Annotated in this window: 16 protein-coding genes and 1 pseudogene; 10 read left to right on the top strand and 7 right to left on the bottom strand. The window is 71.4% G+C overall.

What is annotated here, in order from left to right; translation table 11 throughout:
• Positions 1–42: 42 nt before the first annotated feature.
• Positions 43–462 carry a TOBE domain-containing protein gene (locus P3L51_RS17985; RefSeq protein WP_354606263.1) on the bottom strand — a complete coding sequence of 140 codons (420 nt, stop codon included), beginning with the start codon at positions 460–462 and terminating at the stop codon, positions 43–45.
• Positions 463–662: 200 nt separating this feature from the next.
• Here P3L51_RS17985 and efeO point away from each other — a divergent pair, with 200 nt between their 5' ends.
• The 3 genes from efeO to efeU all read left to right on the top strand — a co-directional run bounded on the left by efeO (position 663) and on the right by efeU (position 4147).
• The gene (gene efeO / locus P3L51_RS17980; protein ID WP_354606262.1) at positions 663–1814 is read left to right on the top strand and encodes an iron uptake system protein EfeO; all 1152 of its coding nucleotides are present in this window, start codon (positions 663–665) and stop codon (positions 1812–1814) included.
• Between the two features lie 10 nt (positions 1815–1824).
• Positions 1825–3162, top strand: coding sequence for an iron uptake transporter deferrochelatase/peroxidase subunit (gene efeB / locus P3L51_RS17975; RefSeq protein ID WP_354606261.1), 1338 nt, complete (start codon positions 1825–1827; stop codon positions 3160–3162).
• Positions 3163–3241: 79 nt separating this feature from the next.
• Positions 3242–4147 carry an iron uptake transporter permease EfeU gene (efeU, locus tag P3L51_RS17970; protein ID WP_354606260.1) on the top strand — a complete coding sequence of 302 codons (906 nt, stop codon included), beginning with the start codon at positions 3242–3244 and terminating at the stop codon, positions 4145–4147.
• 27 nt (positions 4148–4174) lie between these two features.
• Here efeU and P3L51_RS17965 read toward each other — a convergent pair whose 3' ends face one another.
• The gene (locus P3L51_RS17965) at positions 4175–4822 is read right to left on the bottom strand and encodes an SIMPL domain-containing protein (protein WP_354606259.1); all 648 of its coding nucleotides are present in this window, start codon (positions 4820–4822) and stop codon (positions 4175–4177) included.
• A gap of 79 nt (positions 4823–4901) precedes the next feature.
• On the bottom strand, positions 4902–5306 hold the full coding sequence (locus tag P3L51_RS17960) for a cold shock domain-containing protein (RefSeq protein WP_354606258.1): 405 nt from the start codon (positions 5304–5306) through the stop codon (positions 4902–4904).
• Between the two features lie 131 nt (positions 5307–5437).
• Here P3L51_RS17960 and P3L51_RS17955 point away from each other — a divergent pair, with 131 nt between their 5' ends.
• Positions 5438–6412 carry a YihY/virulence factor BrkB family protein gene (locus P3L51_RS17955; protein WP_354606257.1) on the top strand — a complete coding sequence of 325 codons (975 nt, stop codon included), beginning with the start codon at positions 5438–5440 and terminating at the stop codon, positions 6410–6412.
• 19 nt (positions 6413–6431) lie between these two features.
• Here P3L51_RS17955 and P3L51_RS17950 read toward each other — a convergent pair whose 3' ends face one another.
• Entirely contained in the window at positions 6432–8147 is a 1716-nt protein-coding gene (locus P3L51_RS17950; RefSeq protein ID WP_354606256.1) for an IlvD/Edd family dehydratase, read from the bottom strand.
• A gap of 180 nt (positions 8148–8327) precedes the next feature.
• Here P3L51_RS17950 and P3L51_RS17945 point away from each other — a divergent pair.
• Positions 8328–9214 (top strand): annotated as a pseudogene (locus tag P3L51_RS17945) (alcohol dehydrogenase catalytic domain-containing protein).
• 220 nt (positions 9215–9434) lie between these two features.
• Here P3L51_RS17945 and P3L51_RS17940 read toward each other — a convergent pair.
• The gene (locus P3L51_RS17940) at positions 9435–10010 is read right to left on the bottom strand and encodes a TerD family protein (RefSeq protein WP_354606255.1); all 576 of its coding nucleotides are present in this window, start codon (positions 10008–10010) and stop codon (positions 9435–9437) included.
• Between the two features lie 196 nt (positions 10011–10206).
• Between P3L51_RS17940 and P3L51_RS17935 the strand changes: the two genes are divergently transcribed.
• The 5 genes from P3L51_RS17935 to P3L51_RS17915 all read left to right on the top strand — a co-directional run bounded on the left by P3L51_RS17935 (position 10207) and on the right by P3L51_RS17915 (position 16140).
• Positions 10207–10665 carry an ATP-binding protein gene (locus tag P3L51_RS17935; protein WP_354606254.1) on the top strand — a complete coding sequence of 153 codons (459 nt, stop codon included), beginning with the start codon at positions 10207–10209 and terminating at the stop codon, positions 10663–10665.
• A 104-nt stretch (positions 10666–10769) separates the two neighbouring features.
• A complete protein-coding gene (locus P3L51_RS17930) occupies positions 10770–11327 on the top strand; it encodes a 2Fe-2S iron-sulfur cluster-binding protein (protein ID WP_354606253.1) in 558 nt (185 codons plus the stop codon).
• Positions 11324–12367: an FAD binding domain-containing protein gene (locus P3L51_RS17925; RefSeq protein ID WP_354606252.1), complete on the top strand. Its 1044-nt coding sequence runs from the start codon at positions 11324–11326 to the stop codon at positions 12365–12367. Before P3L51_RS17930 ends, P3L51_RS17925 begins: the two co-directional genes overlap by 4 nt.
• Positions 12364–14463, top strand: a complete 2100-nt coding sequence (locus P3L51_RS17920) for a xanthine dehydrogenase family protein molybdopterin-binding subunit (protein ID WP_354606251.1) — start codon at positions 12364–12366, stop codon at positions 14461–14463. The genes P3L51_RS17925 and P3L51_RS17920 overlap by 4 nt, the downstream gene beginning before the upstream one ends.
• A 171-nt stretch (positions 14464–14634) precedes the next feature.
• Positions 14635–16140: a CehA/McbA family metallohydrolase domain-containing protein gene (locus P3L51_RS17915; protein ID WP_354606250.1), complete on the top strand. Its 1506-nt coding sequence runs from the start codon at positions 14635–14637 to the stop codon at positions 16138–16140.
• Between the two features lie 45 nt (positions 16141–16185).
• Here P3L51_RS17915 and P3L51_RS17910 read toward each other — a convergent pair whose 3' ends face one another.
• Positions 16186–18156, bottom strand: coding sequence for a helix-turn-helix domain-containing protein (locus P3L51_RS17910; protein WP_354606249.1), 1971 nt, complete (start codon positions 18154–18156; stop codon positions 16186–16188).
• A gap of 67 nt (positions 18157–18223) precedes the next feature.
• Positions 18224–19675, bottom strand: coding sequence for an MFS transporter (locus P3L51_RS17905; RefSeq protein ID WP_354606248.1), 1452 nt, complete (start codon positions 19673–19675; stop codon positions 18224–18226).
• Positions 19676–19733 lie beyond the last annotated feature (58 nt).

Raw genomic sequence — 19733 nt, 5'->3', positions numbered from 1 at the left:
CGGTCAGGAGGGTCGGTCGGCCGGTCAGGACGGTCGAACCGTTCACTCCGTGGCGAGGGAGATCTCCGTCGACTTGATCAGCGCGGTGACCGCGGTACCGGGGGTGAGCCCCAGCTCCTCGACGGCTTCCCTGGTGATCACGGCGGTCAGTTCGGCGTCGTCCACGACCACCTTGACGTTCGCCAGCTTGGCACCGAGAACGATCTCGATCAGGGTGCCGGACAGCCGGTTGCGGATGCTCAGGCCCTCGATCGGCCCGGTGGCCAGCGAGACCTCGGTCGCCTTGGCCAGCACACGCACCGTGGAGCCCACCCCGATACCCAGCTCCTCGACGGCCTCCAGGGTGACGGCGGCGGTGATGTCCTGCCCGCCCGACAGATGGACCTTGACCGTGGCCATGACCTCCCCGGGGATGACACCGGTGACGGTGCCGGGGATCTGGTTGCGGATGCTCAGCTGCATGTGAGGGTCGGCCTCTCGCTGTGGGGGGGGCGCGGAGCGGACAGGAGTGAGGCCATTCAAAAGGATGAGTAAAGGCTAACTACCCATTGACTCCAGTATCTGGGAATTTGCTCTGTTTTCGACTGAGTAAGGTGGGGCTAACTTAGGCTCGCCTCATCCCGGGGCCGCGACGAACACTGTCTTCAGCCGCTGGAGCCCTCATGCGCCCCGTCCGTCTCTCCTTGGTCACCGCCCTCGCGGCGGTCGCCGCCCTCACCACCGTCACGGCGTGCGCCGAGAAGAGCGACGCCGGAGGTGAGGGGGCGATCGAGGTCACGGCCACCGACACCTCCTGCGAGGTGTCGAAGAAGGAGTTCCCCGCCGGTCACCTTCAACTGGCGGTGGAGAACAAGGGCTCGAAGGTCACCGAGGTCTACGTCCTGTTCCCCGACGACCGGATCGTCACCGAGCGCGAGAACATCGGTGCGGGCACCAAGGCGAACATCACCGCGGAGATCAAGGCCGGCGACTACGAGATCGCCTGCAAGCCGGGCATGAAGGGCAAGGGCATCCGGCAGCAGGTCAAGGCCACCGGCGGCGGCCAGACCGCGAAGCGCGACCCCAAGCTGGACGCGGCGGTCGCCGCGTACCGCCAGTACACACTGGAGCAGGCGGAGGAGACGCTGCCGAAGGCGAAGGTGTTCGCGGAGGCCGTGAAGGCCGGTGACATCGAGGCCGCGAAGCGGGCGTACGCGGACTCCCGCATCGGCTGGGAGCGCACGGAGCCGGTGGCCGAGTCCTTCGGCGACATCGACCCGAAGGTCGACCTGCGCGCGGACGGCCTCGAAGAGGGCCAGGACCCGGAGACGGACTGGACCGGCTGGCACCGCCTGGAGAAGGCGCTGTGGCAGGACAAGAAGATCACCCCGCGCGACAAGGAACTCGCCGATCAGCTGATCGCGGATCTGACCGTCTGGCAGAAGAAGGTCGGCACGGCGGAGATCACTCCGACGTCCATGGCGAACGGTGCCAAGGAGCTGCTCGACGAGGTCGCCAGCGGCAAGGTCACCGGCGAGGAGGAGCGGTACAGCCACACCGACCTCGTCGACTTCAAGGCCAACGTCGAGGGCGCCGAGAAGTCGTACGCGCTGCTGAAGCCGGTGGCGTCGAAGAACGACGCGGAGCTGACCGGCGAACTGGACACTCAGTTCGCCGCGTTGAACACGCTGCTCGACAAGTACCGTGCGGACAAGACGAGTTACGTGTTCACGTCGTACGACAAGGTCGGCAAGGCGGAGCGCAAGGAGCTGTCCGACGCGGTGAACGCGCTGGCCGAGCCTCTGTCGAAGCTCGCCGCCGCGGTCGTGAAGTAGCGGCGCCGCCATGTCCGACGAGACTCGATCCAACGAACCGGCCGACGCGCCCGACGCGGCGGACACGACCGCGACCGGCGCGACCGGCGCGGCCGACGGAAACCGCGCGCCGTCCCGCCGTTCGGTGATCGGCTGGGGCGGCGCGGGGCTCGCGCTCGGCGCCGCCGTGGCCGGTGGTACGGCCGTCGCGCTGCGCGGCACGGACGGGACGGAGCCCGCCGGTTCGGCGGGCGCGGCCGTCCCGTTCCACGGCGCGCACCAGGCGGGTGTCGCCACCGCCGTCCCCGACCGGCTGCACTTCGCGGCCTTCGACGTCACCACCAAGGACCGGGCCGAGCTGATCCAGCTCCTCAAGGACTGGACGGCCGCGGCCGCGTTGATGACCGAGGGGCGCGCGGTCGGCGAGGGGGCGTTCGGCGGACTGCCGGAGGCGCCGCCGGACGACACGGGCGAGGCGGTCGGCCTCAAGCCGTCCCGGCTGACGTTGACCATCGGCTTCGGGCCGTCCCTGTTCACGGCGGCCGGCCAGGGCCGCGAGGACCGCTTCGGCCTGGCGGGCCGCAGGCCCGAGGCCCTGGTGGACCTGCCCAAGTTCCCCGGCGACAATCTCGACCCGGCGCGCAGCGGCGGCGACCTCTGCGTACAGGCCTGCGCCGACGATCCGCAGGTCGCGGTGCACGCCATCCGTAACCTCGCCCGGATCGGCTTCGGCCGGATCGCCATCCGCTGGTCGCAGCTCGGCTTCGGCAAGACCTCGTCCACCACGCCCGAGGCGCAGACCCCGCGCAATCTCTTCGGCTTCAAGGACGGCACCCGCAATGTCGCGGGCACCGACACGGCCGCGCTCGACCGGCACGTATGGGTGTCCGCCAAGGCGGGACCCGCCTGGATGGCCGGCGGCTCCTATCTCGTGGCCCGCCGGATCGCGATGCGGATCGAGCCCTGGGACCGCACCTCCCTCCAGGAACAGGAGGACATCTTCGGACGGGACAAGGGTGAGGGCGCGGCGGTCGGCAAGGCCAAGGAGCACGACGAACCGTTCCTCAAGTCGATGCTGCCGACCTCGCACGTACGCCTCGCGCACCCCGACTCCAACGGCGGGGCCAGGATGCTGCGGCGCGGCTACTCCTACACCGACGGTACGGACGGACTCGGCCGCCTCGACGCGGGCCTGTTCTTCCTCGCGTACCAGCACGACGTGCGGGAGGCGTTCATCCCCGTACAGCGGAGTCTGTCGCGCGCCGACGCGCTCAACGAGTACATCCAGCACGTGGGTTCGGCGGTCTTCGCCGTACCGCCGGGCGTCCGGGACAGGGACGACTGGTGGGGACGGGAGCTGCTCTCGTGACCCGCGCTCCGGTGGCCCGCGTTCCCATGACTCCCACTCTCGTAACCCGCACAGTGACATCGGCGGAAGGACGCCCGGCATGTTCGGCAACTATCTGATCGGTCTGCGCGAGGGGCTGGAGGCCAGCCTGGTCGTCTGCATCCTCGTCGCGTATCTGGTCAAGACCGACCGCCGGGACGCGCTGCGGCCCGTATGGCTCGGCATCGGCATCGCCTGCGCCATCTCGCTGACCTTCGGCGCCGCGCTCGAATTCGGCTCCCAGGAGCTGACGTTCGAGGCGCAGGAGCTGCTCGGCGGGTCGCTGTCGATCATCGCGGTGTCCCTGGTGACCTGGATGATCTTCTGGATGCGGCGTACGGCGCGGCATCTCAGGGGCGAGCTGCACGGCAAGCTCGACGCGGCGTTGCAGATGGGTACGGGCGCGCTCGTCGCGACCGCGCTGCTGGCCGTGGGCCGGGAGGGGCTGGAGACGGCGCTGTTCGTCTGGGCGTCGGTGCGGGCCGGCGGCGAGGGCAGGTCGGGGCCGCTGATCGGTGTGCTGCTGGGGATCGCCACCGCGCTCGTGCTGGGCTGGCTGTTCTACCGGGGTGCGCTGAAGATCAACCTGGCGAAGTTCTTCACCTGGACCGGCTCGATGCTGGTGATCGTGGCGGCGGGCGTTCTCGCCTACGGGGTGCACGACCTTCAGGAGGCGCGCTTCCTGGGTGGGCTGGGGAACAAGGCGTTCGACATCACCAGTACGGTCCCGCCGGACAGTTGGTACGGCACCCTGCTGAAGGGCGTGTTCAACTTCCAGCCCGACCCGACCGTCGTCCAGGTGACGGTGTGGGCTCTGTATCTGATCCCGACGATGCTCTTCTTCCTCGCGCCGCAGCGCGGGAAGGCGGGGCGCCCCGCCGCGGCGGCGCCCCCGAAACCCTCCCCGGAACCCTCCTCGGAGCCCTCCCCGAAGTCCTCCTCGGAGCCTGCTTCGAAAGCGCCGTAGTCCGGTCCCGGGGGGACGACGGAACGGTCAGCCGCCGATGATCGAGAAGCCGATGACGACGCCCGCCGAAACGCTGATCTTGCCGGGGGTCAGGTCGCCGTCGCCGCCGTCCCCACCGCCGCCGCTGTGGCTGCGGTAGCTGTTGCGCATCTGCTCGGAGTCCACGTCCTTGATGTGGACGACCGGACCGAGCCGAACACCGGCGGCCTCGGCGTACAGGTCCGCCTTCTCCTGCGCGGCGGCCACCGCGGCCGTACGTGCCCGCGCGCGCAGCTCCTTCTTCGTCCGCACGTCGAACTCGACACCGTCGACCTGGTTCGCCCCGGCTTCGACGACGTCGACCAGCACGGTCTCCAGGATGTCGAGTTCGCGCAGTTCGATCACGAACGAGGCGGTGCACTCGTACCCGAGGAACTTGCGCTCGTTGCCGTAGGTCCACAGGGACTTCAGGTTCAGCCGGGACGTCGAGACGGCGCTGTCGGGGATCCCGTGGCCGCGCACCACCTCCCGGATCCGGTTGACCCCGCCCCGGGTGACCTCGAACGCCTCGCCCGGCTTCTGCCGGGTCTGCTCTATCGCCACACGGAGCCGGGCCAGGTCCGGCGGGGCGTCCACGCTGGCCGCGCCGAACACCGATATGCCCCAGGGGGCGTCTATGGACTGAGTACCGTTCATGCCGCTCATCCAACCAGGCCGGCGATCGGCCCGACGGACGTACACCACCACCGGGCCGGGGCCGGGGTCGGCCCCGCGCTCAGGATTCGAGCCAGCCGTGCGAGCGCGCCAGCTCGATCACCGACGTCCGTACCCGCTTGATCTGATCACCCGTCAGCGATCCGTCGGCCTGGATCAGCGCCTCCGTCAGCTCGTTGCGCAGTTCGACCGGGGACAGCACGTCCGAGTAGTCACCGTGCGGATCCACCGCTCCCGAGGAACCGCCCTTCGACGCCGGCGCGTTCACCAGCCTGATCTGTGACGCCTTGGGGCCCTTGTCCCCCATCTCCAGGTAGTACTCGACCTCGCTGCCCGCCTTGTACTGGTACTTCTCGTCCAGCAGATCGTTGGCGTGCATGAACACGTCCTCGTCGCCCTCGCTCGGGACGATGAACCCGTACCCGCGAACCTCGTCGAACCTCAGCACTCGACCTACATGCAACACAGCCCCTACCTCCACGGCCTACCGCTACCTCGGCTACCTCTGCGGGGATCCACAGCGCCCCCGGGCAACCTCTCATATCCGCCCGCCTGCGAGAATCCGTTCTCGGCAGATAAACATGAGTCGGGGGCACGATGGGCACCGTGGTGCGGGTACCGCAGACGCGGGACATGATCGGGGAGGAGCTCTCCGGCGACGAGGCGTGGGCGGCGCTGCGCACGTACGGCGGGCGCAAGCTGCTGACGGACGCGTTCCTGCGGTTCCGTTACGCGGACGGGTTCAGCATCGCGAGGGCGCTGGCCTTCCAGTTCGTCCTGGCGCTGGTGCCGTTCAGCATCGCGCTGGTCGGCGTCGCGACGTCCCTGCACACGGAGAGTGTCGGCCGCGTCGTCGAGTTGACGCTCACCCGAATAGCACCGGGCCCCAGCGCGGACCTGATCCGGACCTCGCTCGGCCGCGCCGAGGACGGGGCCGGTCCCGTGGGTGAGCTGGCCGTCTGGCTCGGTCTGGGGTTCGCGACGCTGAATCTCGCGTCGGCCATGGCGCAGATCGAGCGCGGGGCGAACCGTATCTACGGGGTGGAGCGGGACCGCCCGTTCCTCGCGAAGTACGCGCGTGCGCTCGTACTCGTGGTCGCGGCCGGACTGCCGCTGATCGGCGGGTTCCTCGTCCTGGTGGGCGGCAGGGCCGTCGGCGGCGCGCTCGCGGACACGTTCCACTGGGGCGGAGCGGCGCAGGGCGCCTGGGGGTGGCTGCGGATTCCGGTGGGCATCCTGCTGACATGGCTGGCTTCGGCCGTGCTGTTCCGCTGGGCACCGCGCCGCGACCAACCGGGTTACACATGGCTGGCGTTCGGCTCCGCCGTGCATCTGCTGCTGTGGGTGGGCGCGACGTGGCTGCTCACTCTCTACGTCGGGTTCAGCGGATCGTTCGGCTCGGTGTACGGGCCGCTGACGGCGTTCGTCGCGCTGTTGCTCTGGTCCAACCTCGCGGGCGTCTCGCTCTTCCTCGGTCTGTCGCTGGCCGCGCAGCTGGAGTCAGCGCGCGCCGGACAGCACCACCCGGTCCATCCCGATCCGGGCCACGGCGGCGATCCGGACCATGTCTGAGCGGGGCCGCGGACGGCGCTCAGTGCGACTCGCGTGACACCTCGTGGCCGCTCGACCCGACGAGGAAGTCCAGGTCGACGCCGGTGTCGGCCTGCATGACATGGTCGACATAGAGACGTTCCCAGCCGCGTGCCGGGGCGGCGAAGGCACCGGTCATCTCCTGGGCGGGGCGCCGCAGTTCGAGCTCCGCCGCGGGCACGTCCACGTCCAGGCGGCGCCCGGCGACGTCCAGCTCGATCCAGTCCCCCGTACGTACGAGTCCCAGCGGGCCACCCGCCGCGGCCTCGGGAGCGACATGCAGCACGACCGTGCCGTACGCCGTCCCGCTCATCCGCCCGTCGCAGATCCGCACCATGTCGCGTACGCCCGACTCCAGCAGCTTGGTGGGCAGCGGCAGGTTCGCCACCTCGGGCATTCCCGGATAGCCCTTGGGTCCGCAGCCCCTGAGCACCAGCACCGATGTCGCGTCCACGTCGAGGTCCGGGTCGTCGATGCGTGCGTGCATGTCCTCGACGCTGTCGAAGACGACCGCCCGGCCCCGGTGGTTCAGCAGTTCGGGTGACGCGGCGGCGGGCTTGATGACGGCGCCCGACGGGGCCAGGTTCCCGCGGAGCACGGCGATGCCCGCGTCCGCGCGCAGCGGGTCGGCGCGCCGGTGGATGACGGAGGCGTCCCAGATCCGCGCCCCGTCCAGATGGTCGACCAGCGGCCTGCCGGTGACGGTGAGCGCCGCCGGATCGAGCAGGTCGCGCACCTCGTGCAGGACGGCGAGCAGGCCGCCGGCCCGGTGGAAGTCCTCCATGAGGTGCCGTCCGGCGGGCTGGAGGTCGACCAGCAGCGGGACGCCCGCGCCGGTGCGGTCGAAGTCGTCGAGCGTGAGGTCGATACCGAGCCGCCCGGCGATGGCGAGCAGATGCACGACGGCGTTGGTCGAACCGCCGATGGCGGCCAGGGCGACGATCGCGTTGAGGAAGGACCCCTTCGTCAGTGTGGTGCTGGGGCGGTGGCCCTCGGCGACCATCTCCACGACGAGCCGTCCCGTGCCGTGGGCGCTCTCCAGCAGCCGGCTGTCCGGGGCGGGGATGCCCGCGACGCCGGGGACGGTGGTGCCCAGGGCCTCCGCGACGCATGCCATGGTGGACGCGGTCCCCATGGTGTTGCAGTGGCCCCGGCTGCGGATCATCGAGGACTCGGACGTCAGGAACTCCTCCTCGGAGAGCGTTCCCGCCCGTACCTCCTCGCTGAGTTTCCACACGTCCGTGCCGCAGCCCAGGGGCTTGCCGCGGAACGTGCCGGTCAGCATTGGACCGCCGGGCACCACGACGGCCGGCAGATCGACGGAGGCCGCCGCCATCAGCAGGGACGGGATGGTCTTGTCACAGCCGCCGAGGAGTACGACGCCGTCGATGGGATTGGCCCGCAGCATCTCCTCGGTCGCCATCGCCGCCATGTTCCGCCACAGCATGGCGGTGGGCCTGACCAGCGTCTCGCCGAGGGAGACGACGGGGAGGTTCATCGGGACGCCGCCGGCCTCCCAGATGCCCTGCTTGACGCTCCGGGCGACCTCGTCGAGGTGGGCGTTGCAGGGCGTCAGGTCGGAGGCGCTGTTGGCGATCGCGATGTGCGGGCGGCCGTCGAAGGCGTGGGCGGGCAGTCCCCGGCGCATCCACGCCCGGTGGATGTAGGCGTTCCGGTCCGTTCCCGCGTACCACTGAGAGCTGCGCTGCTCCGGCATTGACGCCTTCTTCCGTCCACGGGGCACGGTCCCGGGCCCGGGCGCTGGGGGCCTGACCTCGGGACATGGCTTACGTACGGGCGCTCGGGCTGGCACCCTAACTTCCCCGGGCCGTACCGGGGAAGTGCGCACCCGCCGTCGCACCCGCCGTGCGGCCGTCCCTTCCGAGGAGGTCGTCCCTTGCGCGCTTTCGTCATCACCGGACCGGGCCGGTGCGAGGTACAGGACGTCGAACCGCCGGTCGCCCGGCCCGGTGAGGTCGTCGTCGACGTCGACCGGGTGGGTGTCTGCGGCACCGACATCGAGTTCTACACGGGCGAGATGAGCTATCTGCACGACGGCCACGCCACGTATCCGATCCGGATCGGTCACGAGTGGTCGGGCACCGTCCGCGCCGTGGGTGAGGGTGTCGAACCGGGCTGGCTCGGGCGGCGCACCACCGGGGACACTCCTCGCTGCACGCGCTGCCGGACGGCGTGGACGCGACGGCCGGCGCTCTGGTGGAGCCGGGCGGCAACGCGCTGCGCGCCGTCGAGGCCGCCGCGCTCTCCCCCGGCGACCGGCTGCTGGTGCTCGGTCCCGGCGCGATCGGTCTGCTCGCGGCGCGATTCGCCCTGGCGCGAGGTGTGGAGGTGCACGTACAGGGGCTGACGGAGACGTCGCTGGATTTCGCCCGCTCCATGGGCGCGCACGGCGCGTGGACGGCCGAGGGGCTCCCCGAGCTGCCCTTCGACGCGGTGATCGACGCGTCGAACGCGGCTCATCTCCCGGCGCGGGCACTGGAGTTGGTCGAGCCGGGCAAGCGGGTCGTCTACATCGGTCTGGCGAGCGTGCCGAGCAGGATCGACACCCGCGCGCTGGCGCTGAAGGACGTCACGGCCGTGGGTGTCCTGAGCGCGTCGCCCGCCCTCGCCCGCACGATCGGGCACTACGCGTCGGGCGCGGTCGATCCGCGTCCGCTGGTCGCGGGCACGGTGGCGCTGGAGTCGCTGGCGGGTGTGCTCGCGGGTGTACGGCCCGAGGGGGCGGGACCGGGGCCGAAGATCCAGGTCGACCCCCGGCTGTGAGCGGGCGGTCTGCCCGGAGTTCGGGCGAGTTCGATACGGGCCCGGTGCCGGCCGCGCGGGGTCACGGGTCCCCAGCCCGGGGGCAGGCCCGGCCGTCCGGCCGCTGGAGGGTGGCGGTGTCGCTCAAGCCGGGCGGCGGCGGCTGTGGTCGGCCGCCGCCGTCCCGCTCGTGCTCGTGCTCGTGCTCGTTGCCGTGCGTTGTCTCTCTCGGCGCTCGTTCTCAGACGTTGACGCCGAAGTCGGCGGCGATACCGGCCAGTCCGGAGGCGTAGCCCTGACCGACGGCGCGGAACTTCCACTCCGCACCGTGTCGGTACAGCTCGCCGAAGACCATCGCCGTCTCGGTGGAGGCGTCCTCGGTGAGGTCGTAGCGCGCCAGTTCGGCGCCACCGGCCTGGTTCACCACGCGGATGAACGCGTTGCGGACCTGGCCGAAGCTCTGGCCGCGCGATCCGGCCTCGTGGATCGAGACGGGGAAGACGATCTTGTCCACGTCGGCGGGGACACCGGCAAGGTTGACCTTCAGCGACTCGTCGTCGCCCTCGCCCTCACCGGTGAGGTTGTCACCGGTGTGCTCGACCGAACCGTCGGGGCTCCTGAGGTTGTTGTAGAAGATGAAGTGCTGGTCGGAGAGCACTCGGCCGGCGCTGTTCACCAGCAGGGCGCTCGCGTCGAGGTCGAAGTCCGCACCGGTCGTGCTGCGCGCGTCCCAGCCCAGGCCGACGAGCACGGCGGTCAGGCCGGGAGCCTCTTTGCTCAGCGATACGTTGCCACCCTTGCCCAGGGAAACGCCCACGATCTCCTCCTGCTGTTCGTGACTGAAAAGTGGATCAAAATCTATAACACCGGGCCACCGACGGTCCCGGTATCGCCCAGGCTCGTACGGTTCGGTGGCCCTCGTTGGGACTGGAGTGGCTGAAGCGGGGCAGGCGGTGGTGTGAACACAGGACGGGCCCTCTTCTACGGGCCGCCACGGGGAACGGATCGCACTCATGGATCAGCGGGTGGAAGTGACCGAGGACCGCCGCCAGGCCACAGGCCGGGTGCTCAGGCGGGGCGCGGTGTTCGACGGGGAATCGGGGATGATCGGAGAGGCGCGCCGCTTCACGGCCGACTTCCTCGGGGGCGTACGGACCGATCAGGGCCGGACGGTGCCGTCGCGCGTGATCGGTACGGCGCAGCTGGTCGTCAGTGAACTGGTGACCAACGCGTGCAAGTACGCGCCCGGCCCCTGCCTCCTTGATCTGGTCTTCGACGGGGAGACGGTGGAGATCACCGTGTGGGACACCGATTCCACACTGCCGGTGGCGTGCGCCGCCGAGCCCGGCCGGATCGGGCAGCACGGGTTGGAGATCGTCATCTCGCTGTGCGAGGGATACGACGTCCGCCGGGAGCCGGTGGGCAAGCGCGTCAAGGTCCGCCTCGCGGCGGGAATCCACAGCCGGGCCTAGGACCGCTCCGACAGAAGGGCCCGGGCCCCTCCGGGGCCGGAGCCGATCGGGTGGCCCGGGGCGGGGCGCGTTTGCCGGGTGTGAGCGACGGATACCCGACGGTGATGCCGAACACCTCCGAAGTGATGCTCCACGTCAACGGCACCCCGCACCGGCTGACGCTCGACAACCGGACCACGGTGCTCGACGCCCTGCGCGAGCACCTGGACCTCACCGGCCCCAAGAAGGGCTGTGACCACGGCCAGTGCGGCGCCTGCACCGTTCTCGCCGACGGCCGGCGCGCCAACAGCTGTCTGATGCTGGCCGTCGCGCACAGCGGTGCCCGGATCACCACGATCGAGGGCCTGTCGGGCGGCGGTACGGACGGTCTTCACCCGCTGCAGCAAGCGTTCCTGGACCGCGACGCCTTCCAGTGCGGCTACTGCACACCCGGCCAGATCTGCTCGGCGGTCGGCGTCGTCGCCGAGGCGGCCGGCGGCCATCCGTCCCAGGTCACCGGCGCGGACGGCCCGCCCCCGGGGCGGCCGGTGCCGCTCACCGCCGACGAGATCCGCGAACGGATGAGCGGCAACATCTGCCGCTGCGCCGCGTACCCGCACATCGTCGCGGCCGTCGAGGACGTCGCGGGCCGCGCGGGCGGGACGGAGGCGGCGGCCTCATGAAGTCCTTCACCTACGAACGCGCCACCGACCCGGCCCAGGCCGTCGCTCTCCTCGCCCACCGTCCGGACGCCCGGTTCCTCGGCGGCGGCACCAACCTCGTCGACCTCATGAAGCTCGGGGTCGAGACCCCCGCTCATCTGGTGGACATCGCCCGGCTGCCGCTCGACCGCGTCGAGGAAACCGCCGACGGCGGCCTGCTCATCGGCGCCACCGTCCGCAACAGCGATCTCGCCGCCGATCCGGCCGTCCGCACACGCTTCCCGGTGCTGTCGCAGGCACTGCTCGCGGGTGCTTCGGGACAGCTGCGCAACTCGGCCACCACAGGCGGCAATCTGCTCCAGCGCACCCGCTGTCCGTACTTCCAGGACGTCACCAAGCCGTGCAACAAGCGGCGGCCCGGCTCCGGTTGTCCCGCGCGGGAGGGCGCGCACCGCGATCTCGCGGTGCTGGGGCACTCCGAGGCGTGCGTGGCGACGCATCCCTCCGACATGGCCGTCGCACTCGCCGCGCTGGACGCCGACGTCCTGTTGCTGGGGCCCGACGGCGAACGCACCGTGCCGCTCAGCGACTTCCACCGGCTGCCCGGCGACCGTCCCGACCGGGACACCGTGATCCGGCCCGGCGAACTCGTCACCGGGGTCCGGCTGCCCGCGTCGGCCGCCGGTCTGCCGTCCGCCTACCGCAAGGCCAGGGACCGCGCCTCGTACGCCTTCGCGCTGGCCTCGGCAGCCGTGGCGCTCGATGTGCGCGACGGTGTCGTACGGGACGTACGGCTCGCCTTCGGCGGGCTGGCCCACAAGCCCTGGCGGGCCACCGTCGCCGAGGCCGCGCTGCGCGGCGGGCCGGCCACCGCCGACGCCTTCGGCCGCGCCGTGGAGTCGGAGCTGGCCGCGGCGAGGCCGCTGCGGGACAACGGCTTCAAGGTCCCGATGGCGCGCAACCTCGCCGTCCGCCTGCTGACCGAGCTGGCCGACCCCGACGGGGGCGCCGTCGAGCCCACCGACCCCCGCCACGCCGACCACCGCCGAGGAGACCGATGACGACCAGCCGGGAGCGGGCCCTGGGATCCGCCGCCGTACGGATCGAGGGTCCGGCCAAGGTCGCCGGGACGGCCAGGTACGCCGCCGAGCACACTCCGCCCGGCTGTCTGTACGCGTGGGTGGTGCCGGCGACCGTGGCCCGCGGCCGGATCGCGTCGTTCGACACGGCCGCCGCCCTCGCCGAGCCCGGCGCCGTCGCCGTACTGACTCATGAGAACGCGCCCCGGATCAACGAGCCCGACGATCCGATGCTGGGTGCGCTGCGCGACGACCGGGTGCCGCACCGCGGCTGGATCGTCGCGGTGGCGGTGGCCGACACGCTGGAAGCGGCGCGTGCCACCGCAGACGCCGTGCGGGTCACGTACGTCGCCGAGGACCACGACGTCGTCCTCACCGCCGGCCATCCCGGCCTCTACACCCCCGAGAAGGCCAACGGCGGACACCCCGGCACCCGCGAGCGCGGCGACTTCGACGCCGTCCACGCCGCCGCCCCGGTCGCCGTCGACGTCACGTACTCCATGGACCCGATGCACAACCACCCCATGGAGCCGCACGCCGCCGTCGCCCACTGGCACGACGGGCGGCTGACGGTGCACGACTCCAGTCAGGGGTCGGGCGTCGTACGCGAGACCCTGGCCGCGCTGTTCGCGATGGACCCGGCACACATCACCGTCATCAGCGAACACGTCGGTGGGGGCTTCGGTTCCAAGGGGACCCCGCGTCCGCAGCCGGTGCTGGCCGCGCTGGCGGCGCGGCATGTCGGACGCCCCGTCAAGCTGGTGCTGCACCGCTCCCAGCTCCCGGCGCTCGTCGGGCACCGGCCGCCGACGATCCAGCGGGTGCGGCTCGGCGCGGGCCCGGACGGGGTGATCAACTCGCTGGCGCACGAGGTGATCACGTACACGTCCACGATCAAGGAGTTCGTGGAACAGGCCGCCACTCCCGCCCGCACCATGTACACCTCGCCCCACAGCCGCACCACCCACCGCGTCACCGCGCTCGACGTGCCGACACCGTCGTGGATGCGGGCGCCCGGCGAGGCGTCGGGCATGTACGCGCTGGAGTCGGCGATGGACGAGCTGGCCCTGGCCGTCGGGGTGGACCCGGTGGAGCTGCGGATGCGCAACGAGCCCTCGTACGAGCCGGATTCGGGCCGGCCCTACAGCAGCCGTCATCTCGTGGAGTGTCTGCGCGAGGGGGCCCGCCGGTTCGGCTGGCGGGACCGCGATCCGCGCCCCGGGGCGCGGAAGCAGGGCCGGTTCCTGCTCGGCAGCGGCGTCGCCGCCGCCTCGTACCCGGTGCTGATCTCACCGTCCACGGCCGAGGCGCGCGCGGACGCCGACGGCCGTTTCCTGGTAAGGGTCAACGCCACGGACATCGGTACGGGAGCCCGCACCGTGCTCACCCAGATCGCGGCCGACGCGCTCCACGCGCCCATGGACCGGGTCCGTGTCGAGATCGGCGACAGCGATCTGCCGCGGGCCCCGCTGGCCGGCGGCTCGTCGGGCACCGGCTCGTGGGGCTGGTCGGTCGACAAGGCGTGCCGTGCGCTGCGTTCACGGATCGACGCGGCGGGCGGCCCGGTGCCTCCCGAGGGGCTCTCCGCGAGCGCCGACACCACCGAGGACGTGGCGGCCGGGGCGGAGTTCGCCCGCCACGCCTACGGCGCGCACTTCGTCGAGGTCCAGGTGGATTCGGACACGGGCGAGATCCGGGTGCGCCGGATGCTGGGGGTCTTCGCCGCCGGTCGCATCCTCAACTCCCGTACCGCGCGCTCCCAGTTCATCGGCGCGATGACCATGGGGCTCGGCATGGCGCTGATGGAGGGCGCGACGCTCGATCCCGTGGCCGGTGACTTCACGGAGCGCGACCTCGCCTCGTACCACGTGCCCGCGCACGCGGACGTGCGCTCCGTGGAGGCGTACTGGATCGAGGAGGACGACCGGCACCTCAACCCGATGGGCAGCAAGGGCATCGGCGAGCTGGGCATGGTCGGCACGGCCGCGGCGATCGGCAACGCGGTGCATCACGCGACGGGAGTGCGCCTGCGCGACGCGCCGATGCGACCGGACAGGCTGCTGCCGCATCTGCGCTGACCTCCGGACGACCACGGCTCGGCGGTACGCGGCAGGCGTGGCGGGCGATATGGCGGACAGCGCTCGTTGTTCTCGGTAGACCTTGCCCACGTTCACTCGGCGTTCGGTTTGTTCTCCGAGACTCTCCGGTTGGCACCCCCCGCGCCGGAAGTTGAACGAAAGGCTTCAACCGTGAAGGACAAGAACTCCGAAGACCCCGAGCGCTCCGCCCTCTCCCGGCGCCGGCTCGTCAAGTTCGCAGGCGTCGGCGCGACCCTCGCCGCGGCCGCCCCGATCGTCGGCACCGGCGTCGCTTTCGGCAACGACGAGGAAGACCGGCGCACGTCCGGCGGCTCCGGTGACTCCCGCAGACGCGCCTGGCGCGCCGGCGACCACCACGTGCACTCGGAGTACAGCGGCTCGTTCGACACGACGAAGAACCCGCCGGTGTTCAAGAAGGGCGGCGACGCCGTCTACCCGATCGTGACCAACGCGATCATGGCGAAGAACTTCGGTCTCAGCTGGGCGATGTGCACCGACCACGGCGGTCCGACGCACTCGAAGGTCAACCTGGAGCAGGCCTACCCCGACCTGCTGCGTTCGCGCGTGCTCGTCCCCGAGGTGCTCCAGTTCTGGGGCATGGAGTTCGACGCCCCGGCGCTCGACCACCACACCCTGATGATCCCGCACCACACGGACGAGGCCCAGCAACTGTTCGAGCTGGAGCAGCGCTTCGCCAAGCTCGACCCCTTCCCCGCCGACCCGGGCCGCGACACCGAGGCCAAGATGGTGGAGTTCCTGAAGGCGGCGAAGGGCATGCCCCGCAAGCCGCTGGTGATCGCCCACCACGCCTCTCGCTCCGCGCCCGGCCTGGGCGTCTACGGTCAGGACACGCCCCGCGAGTTCCGTAACGGCAACGACGCCGCTCCCGACATCTACGTCGGTTTCGAGGGTGCTCCCGGCCACCAGGCCGGCCCCCTCAACGGCGGCGCCCGCGGCGGGTACGGCAACTACCCGACGCACGGCGGCTTCGACCAGATGACCGCGCGCGTCGGCGGCCTGTGGGACGCGCTGCTCGGCGAGGGCCGGCACTGGTGGATCACGGCGACCTCCGACTCGCACGTGCACTGGACGCGCGGCGGCTCCGACTTCTGGCCGGGCGAGTACAGCAAGACCCACGTGCTGGCGCGCCAGGACTACGGCGACATCATGGACGGTCTGCGCAACGGCCGGATCTGGGTCGGCACCGGCGACCTCATCCGGACCCTCGACGTCAAGGCGAGCAACCGGGGCAACGAGGCTGCCGTAGGCGAGACGATCACGGTCACCAACCGGGGCCGTACGGACGTCGAGATCGAGATCAGGTTCCGCCCGCTGGACGGCGAGAACGCCAACGGCGACCGTCCCGAGGTGCGTCGCGTCGACCTGATCGTCGGCAAGATCACCGGCAAGAGCGACAACCGCGACTCCGACACCAACCCGACGACCGAGGTCGTGGCGCGGTTCGGCAAGCGCGACTGGCGCAAGCAGGGCGACGAGTACGTCATCAAGCACACCCTGCGCGACGTGGACGGCGACCTCTACGCGCGCGTCCGCGGCACCAGCACGGACGAGGCCGAGCCGCTCGCGGACGGTCTCGAGAGCCCGTGGGACGATCTCTGGTTCTACTCCAACCCGGTGTTCGTCAAGGTCCGTTAGTACCGAGGCTCCGCCAGTACCGGTACTGGCGGGGCCGGTTGACCGTCAGTCGCCGGACGGGCGGATCCCGGCCCGTCCGGCACTCGTCAACCCGTGCAGCCGCAGGGCCAGTTGGATCTCCAGCGTGCGGGCCGGGGAGTTCCAGTCCTGGCCGAGGAGCCGGCCGACCCGTTCGAGCCGCTGCACGACCGTGTTCACATGGACGTGCAGCGCGGTCTTGGTCCGGGTGAGGCTGGCCCCCTCGGCGAAGTACGCGTCGAGCGTCCCGACGAGGTCGGTGCCGCGCTCGGCGTCGTAGTCGAGTACGGGGCCGAGCGTGGCGCGTACGTAACCGCCGAGGTCCGCCCGGTCGCCCAGGAGTACGCCCACGAAGCCGAGTTCGTCGGTGGCGCCGCCGTGCCCGGTGTGGCCGAGGACGCGCAGCGCGGAGAGGCAGCGGCACGCCTCGGTGTGGGCCGTGGGTAGTTCGGCGGGACCCGCGGCCGGGCCCGCGGCGCCGACGGTGACCGGGGAGCCGACGGCCTGGCCGAGTTCGGCGGCCAGCTTGCGCGCGCTCGGCCCGGGGGTGTCGGTGGGCGCGACCAGCACGACGTGTCCCTCGTGGATGCCCGCCAGACCCTTGCCCGCCAGACCCTTGCCGGCCTGGGCGTGCCTGGCGGCGACGGCCAGCAGCCGGTGCCGGTCCGCCGTCTCGCTGTCCGCGACGAACACACAGTGGCGGCGGGCCAGGTCGACCCCCAGCCGCCGTGCCCGCGCGGTCAGGGCGCCCGGGTCGCCGGAGCGCGACAGCAGGTCGCCCAGCAGTTCGCCCCGTACCCGGTCCTCCGCCTCGGCGACCGACCGGCGCAGCAGCAGTAGCAGCGCCGTGACGACACCGGCACGTTCGAACAGGAGCCGGTCCACGTCGGCGAGGTCCGCGTGTCCGGTGAGGGCGATGCTGCCGAGGAGTTCCGGGCCGGCCAGGACCGCGCAGACCCAGGTGCCGTTCAGGGGGACCGCCCGGCCGCTGGCCCTGGAGGCGGCGACCGCGGGGGCCAGTTCCTGTCCGGCGGCGGGACCTGGCGACGCCACGGACTCGGCGCGGGAGCGGGCGAGTTCGGCGCCGTCCGCGTCGTGGATGAGGATCCCGCCGTCGAGGATGTCGGCGATGGCGGCGGCCACGTCGTCGGCGCCGCCGCCCCGCAGCACGAGGTCGGTCAGCTGGTCGTGCGCCTCCTCGGCGCGGCGCATCTCGCCGCTGTGTGTTCGGATCGTCTCCGAGGCCGAGTTGAGGTCGACCAGCGCGGTCCGCGTCTCCTCCAGCAGCCGCGCGCCGTCGATGGCGATGGCGGCGTGGTCGGCCAGCGAGGAGAGCAGGGCGACCTCTTCGGCGGCGAACTCGCGGGGCGCGCGGTCCGCCGCGTACAGCACTCCGATGATCCGGGCGCCGACGCGCAGCGGTACGCCGAGAATCGCGCGCAGCCCCTCGTCGAGTACGGCGCTGTCGATGGTGGTGGTGTGGTGGAAGCGGGTGTCGCGCTGGTAGTCGCCGGTGGCGTACGGGCGGGCGGTCTGCGCGACGAGTCCGCCGAGGCCCTCGCCCATCCCGAGCCGCACCTGTTGGAAGGCGGCGGCCACGGAGCCGTCGGTCACCCGCATGTAGGTGTCGCCGGCGAGTTCGTCGTTGAGGGAGAGGTACGTGACGTCCGTGCCGAGCAGCAGCTTGGCCCGGTGGACGATGGCGCGCAGCACGGCGTCCAGGTCCCGGAGGGCGGCCAGGTCGCTCGCGGTGTCGAAGAGGGCGGTGAGCTGTGCCTCGCGACGCCGGTGCTGGCTGAGGGTGCGCCTGATGCGCAGGGCGACCTCGGTGGCGTCGGTGATCGCGGCCAGTTCACCGCCCCGCACGCCGGCCTCGCGGGCGTCGGCGGCGGGGCGGGCGAAGTCCTCGGTGGGCGCGCCCCGCGCCAGCAGGTCGAGGAGCCGGCGCAGGGCAGCCAGGGAGTGCCGGGTGCCTGGAGCTGTCACGTCGGCGAGCATACGGTGATCACCTCCGGGTGGGCACGGGTGCGGCGGCGGGAGTACGGGCCCGGCCCCCGGGGGGCGCTCAGCCGCCGAGCCTGGCCGAGTCCTTGGCGCTCTCGGCGCGGGTCGCGGGGGCCGGGGTAGGCGGTGCGGCGGGCGCGGGCACGGAGCCGACCAGTCCGTCCTTCGTCAGGTCGCGGCCCCGGGTCTCCTTGGCCACCCACACGGTCACGACGGTGACGAGCGCCGCCGCGCTGAGATAGATGGACACCGGCAGGGACGAGTCGTAGTCCCTGAGCAGTTCGACGGCGATGAGCGGTGCGAGCGCGCCACCGATGATCGAGGCGAGCTGGGAGCCCATCGAGGCGCCCGAGTAGCGGACCTTCGTGTCGAACATCTCGGAGATGAAGGCCGCCTGCGGCCCGTACATCGCCCCGTGGAACAGCAGACCCACCGTCACCGCGAGGGCGATGACCGGGAACGACTCGGTGTCCAGCAGCGCGAAGAAGGCGAACGCCCAGCCCACCATGCCGATCGCGCCGATCTGCGTGACGGGGCGGCGGCCGAGCCGGTCGGAGAGCGCACCCCACATCGGGATGGTGACGAAGTGCACCGCCGAGCCGATCAGGACCGCGTTGAGGGCGTCGCTCTTGGGCAGTTCCAGGTGCACGGTCACGTAGACGAGGACGAAGGCGGTGAGGATGTAGTACGAGACGTTCTCGCCGAACCGGGTGCCGATCGCGACCAGCACCTCACGCCAGCTCTTGCGGAACACCTGCACGACGGGGGCGTCCTCCTTGACCACGGGGGCGCCGCCGGTGGCAGCGGTCCCGGCCGCCCGCGCCGCCTCGTCGGCCGCCTTCCGCTGGGCCTCCAGGAAGACCGGTGACTCCTCGACCGAGATACGTATCCACAGGCCGATCATGACCAGCACACCGGAGAGCAGGAACGGGATACGCCAGCCCCACGCGAGGAACGCCTCGTCGGACTGGATCGCGGCGAGCAGCGCCAGCACACCGGTGGCCAGCAGGTTGCCGCCGGGCGCGCCCGCCTGCGGCCAGGAGGCCCAGAAGCCACGCCTCTTGGCGCCGCCGTGCTCGGAGACGAGCAGGATCGCGCCGCCCCACTCGCCGCCGAGTGCGAAGCCCTGGACGAGCCGCAGCACGGTCAGCAGGATCGGCGCGCCGACGCCGATGGTCGCGTGGGTGGGCAGCAGACCCATGGCGAAGGTGGCGCCGCCCATCAGCAGGAGGCTGAACACCAGGAGTTTCTTGCGGCCGATCTTGTCGCCGTAGTGGCCGAAGACGATGCCGCCGAGGGGGCGGGCGGCGAAGCCGACGGCGTAGGTGAGGAAGGCGAGCAGCGTGCCGACGAGGGGGTCGCTGCTGGGGAAGAACAGGGTGTTGAAGACCAGCGCGGCGGCGGAGCCGTAGAGGAAGAAGTCGTACCACTCGATGGTGGTGCCGACGAGGCTGGCCGCGACGATGCGGCGGATGTTGCCTTGGCGGGGTGGTGGGGAGCTGGGGACGCTCATGGTGGAGTCACCGCGTTTCGTTGGTCGGGCAGGGACCTGTCTCTTATACACATCTCCG

Source organism: Streptomyces panacea (genome assembly GCF_040560175.1).
In the GTDB taxonomy this organism is placed as follows: Bacteria; Actinomycetota; Actinomycetes; order Streptomycetales; family Streptomycetaceae; genus Streptomyces; species Streptomyces panacea.
This window is presented reverse-complemented; position numbering and strand designations above follow the sequence as displayed.

What these genes read in the sequence shown, in the direction of transcription:
- P3L51_RS17985 (WP_354606263.1), bottom strand. Translation starts at nt 462, where the DNA reads ATGCAGCTGAGCATCCGCAACCAGATCCCCGGCACCGTCACCGGTGTC.
- efeO (WP_354606262.1), top strand. Translation starts at nt 663, where the DNA reads ATGCGCCCCGTCCGTCTCTCCTTGGTCACCGCCCTCGCGGCGGTCGCC.
- efeB (WP_354606261.1), top strand. Translation starts at nt 1,825, where the DNA reads ATGTCCGACGAGACTCGATCCAACGAACCGGCCGACGCGCCCGACGCG.
- efeU (WP_354606260.1), top strand. Translation starts at nt 3,242, where the DNA reads ATGTTCGGCAACTATCTGATCGGTCTGCGCGAGGGGCTGGAGGCCAGC.
- P3L51_RS17965 (WP_354606259.1), bottom strand. Translation starts at nt 4,822, where the DNA reads ATGAACGGTACTCAGTCCATAGACGCCCCCTGGGGCATATCGGTGTTC.
- P3L51_RS17955 (WP_354606257.1), top strand. Translation starts at nt 5,438, where the DNA reads ATGGGCACCGTGGTGCGGGTACCGCAGACGCGGGACATGATCGGGGAG.
- P3L51_RS17950 (WP_354606256.1), bottom strand. Translation starts at nt 8,147, where the DNA reads ATGCCGGAGCAGCGCAGCTCTCAGTGGTACGCGGGAACGGACCGGAAC.
- P3L51_RS17935 (WP_354606254.1), top strand. Translation starts at nt 10,207, where the DNA reads ATGGATCAGCGGGTGGAAGTGACCGAGGACCGCCGCCAGGCCACAGGC.
- P3L51_RS17930 (WP_354606253.1), top strand. Translation starts at nt 10,770, where the DNA reads ATGCCGAACACCTCCGAAGTGATGCTCCACGTCAACGGCACCCCGCAC.
- P3L51_RS17925 (WP_354606252.1), top strand. Translation starts at nt 11,324, where the DNA reads ATGAAGTCCTTCACCTACGAACGCGCCACCGACCCGGCCCAGGCCGTC.
- P3L51_RS17920 (WP_354606251.1), top strand. Translation starts at nt 12,364, where the DNA reads ATGACGACCAGCCGGGAGCGGGCCCTGGGATCCGCCGCCGTACGGATC.
- P3L51_RS17910 (WP_354606249.1), bottom strand. Translation starts at nt 18,156, where the DNA reads ATGCTCGCCGACGTGACAGCTCCAGGCACCCGGCACTCCCTGGCTGCC.
- P3L51_RS17905 (WP_354606248.1), bottom strand. Translation starts at nt 19,675, where the DNA reads ATGAGCGTCCCCAGCTCCCCACCACCCCGCCAAGGCAACATCCGCCGC.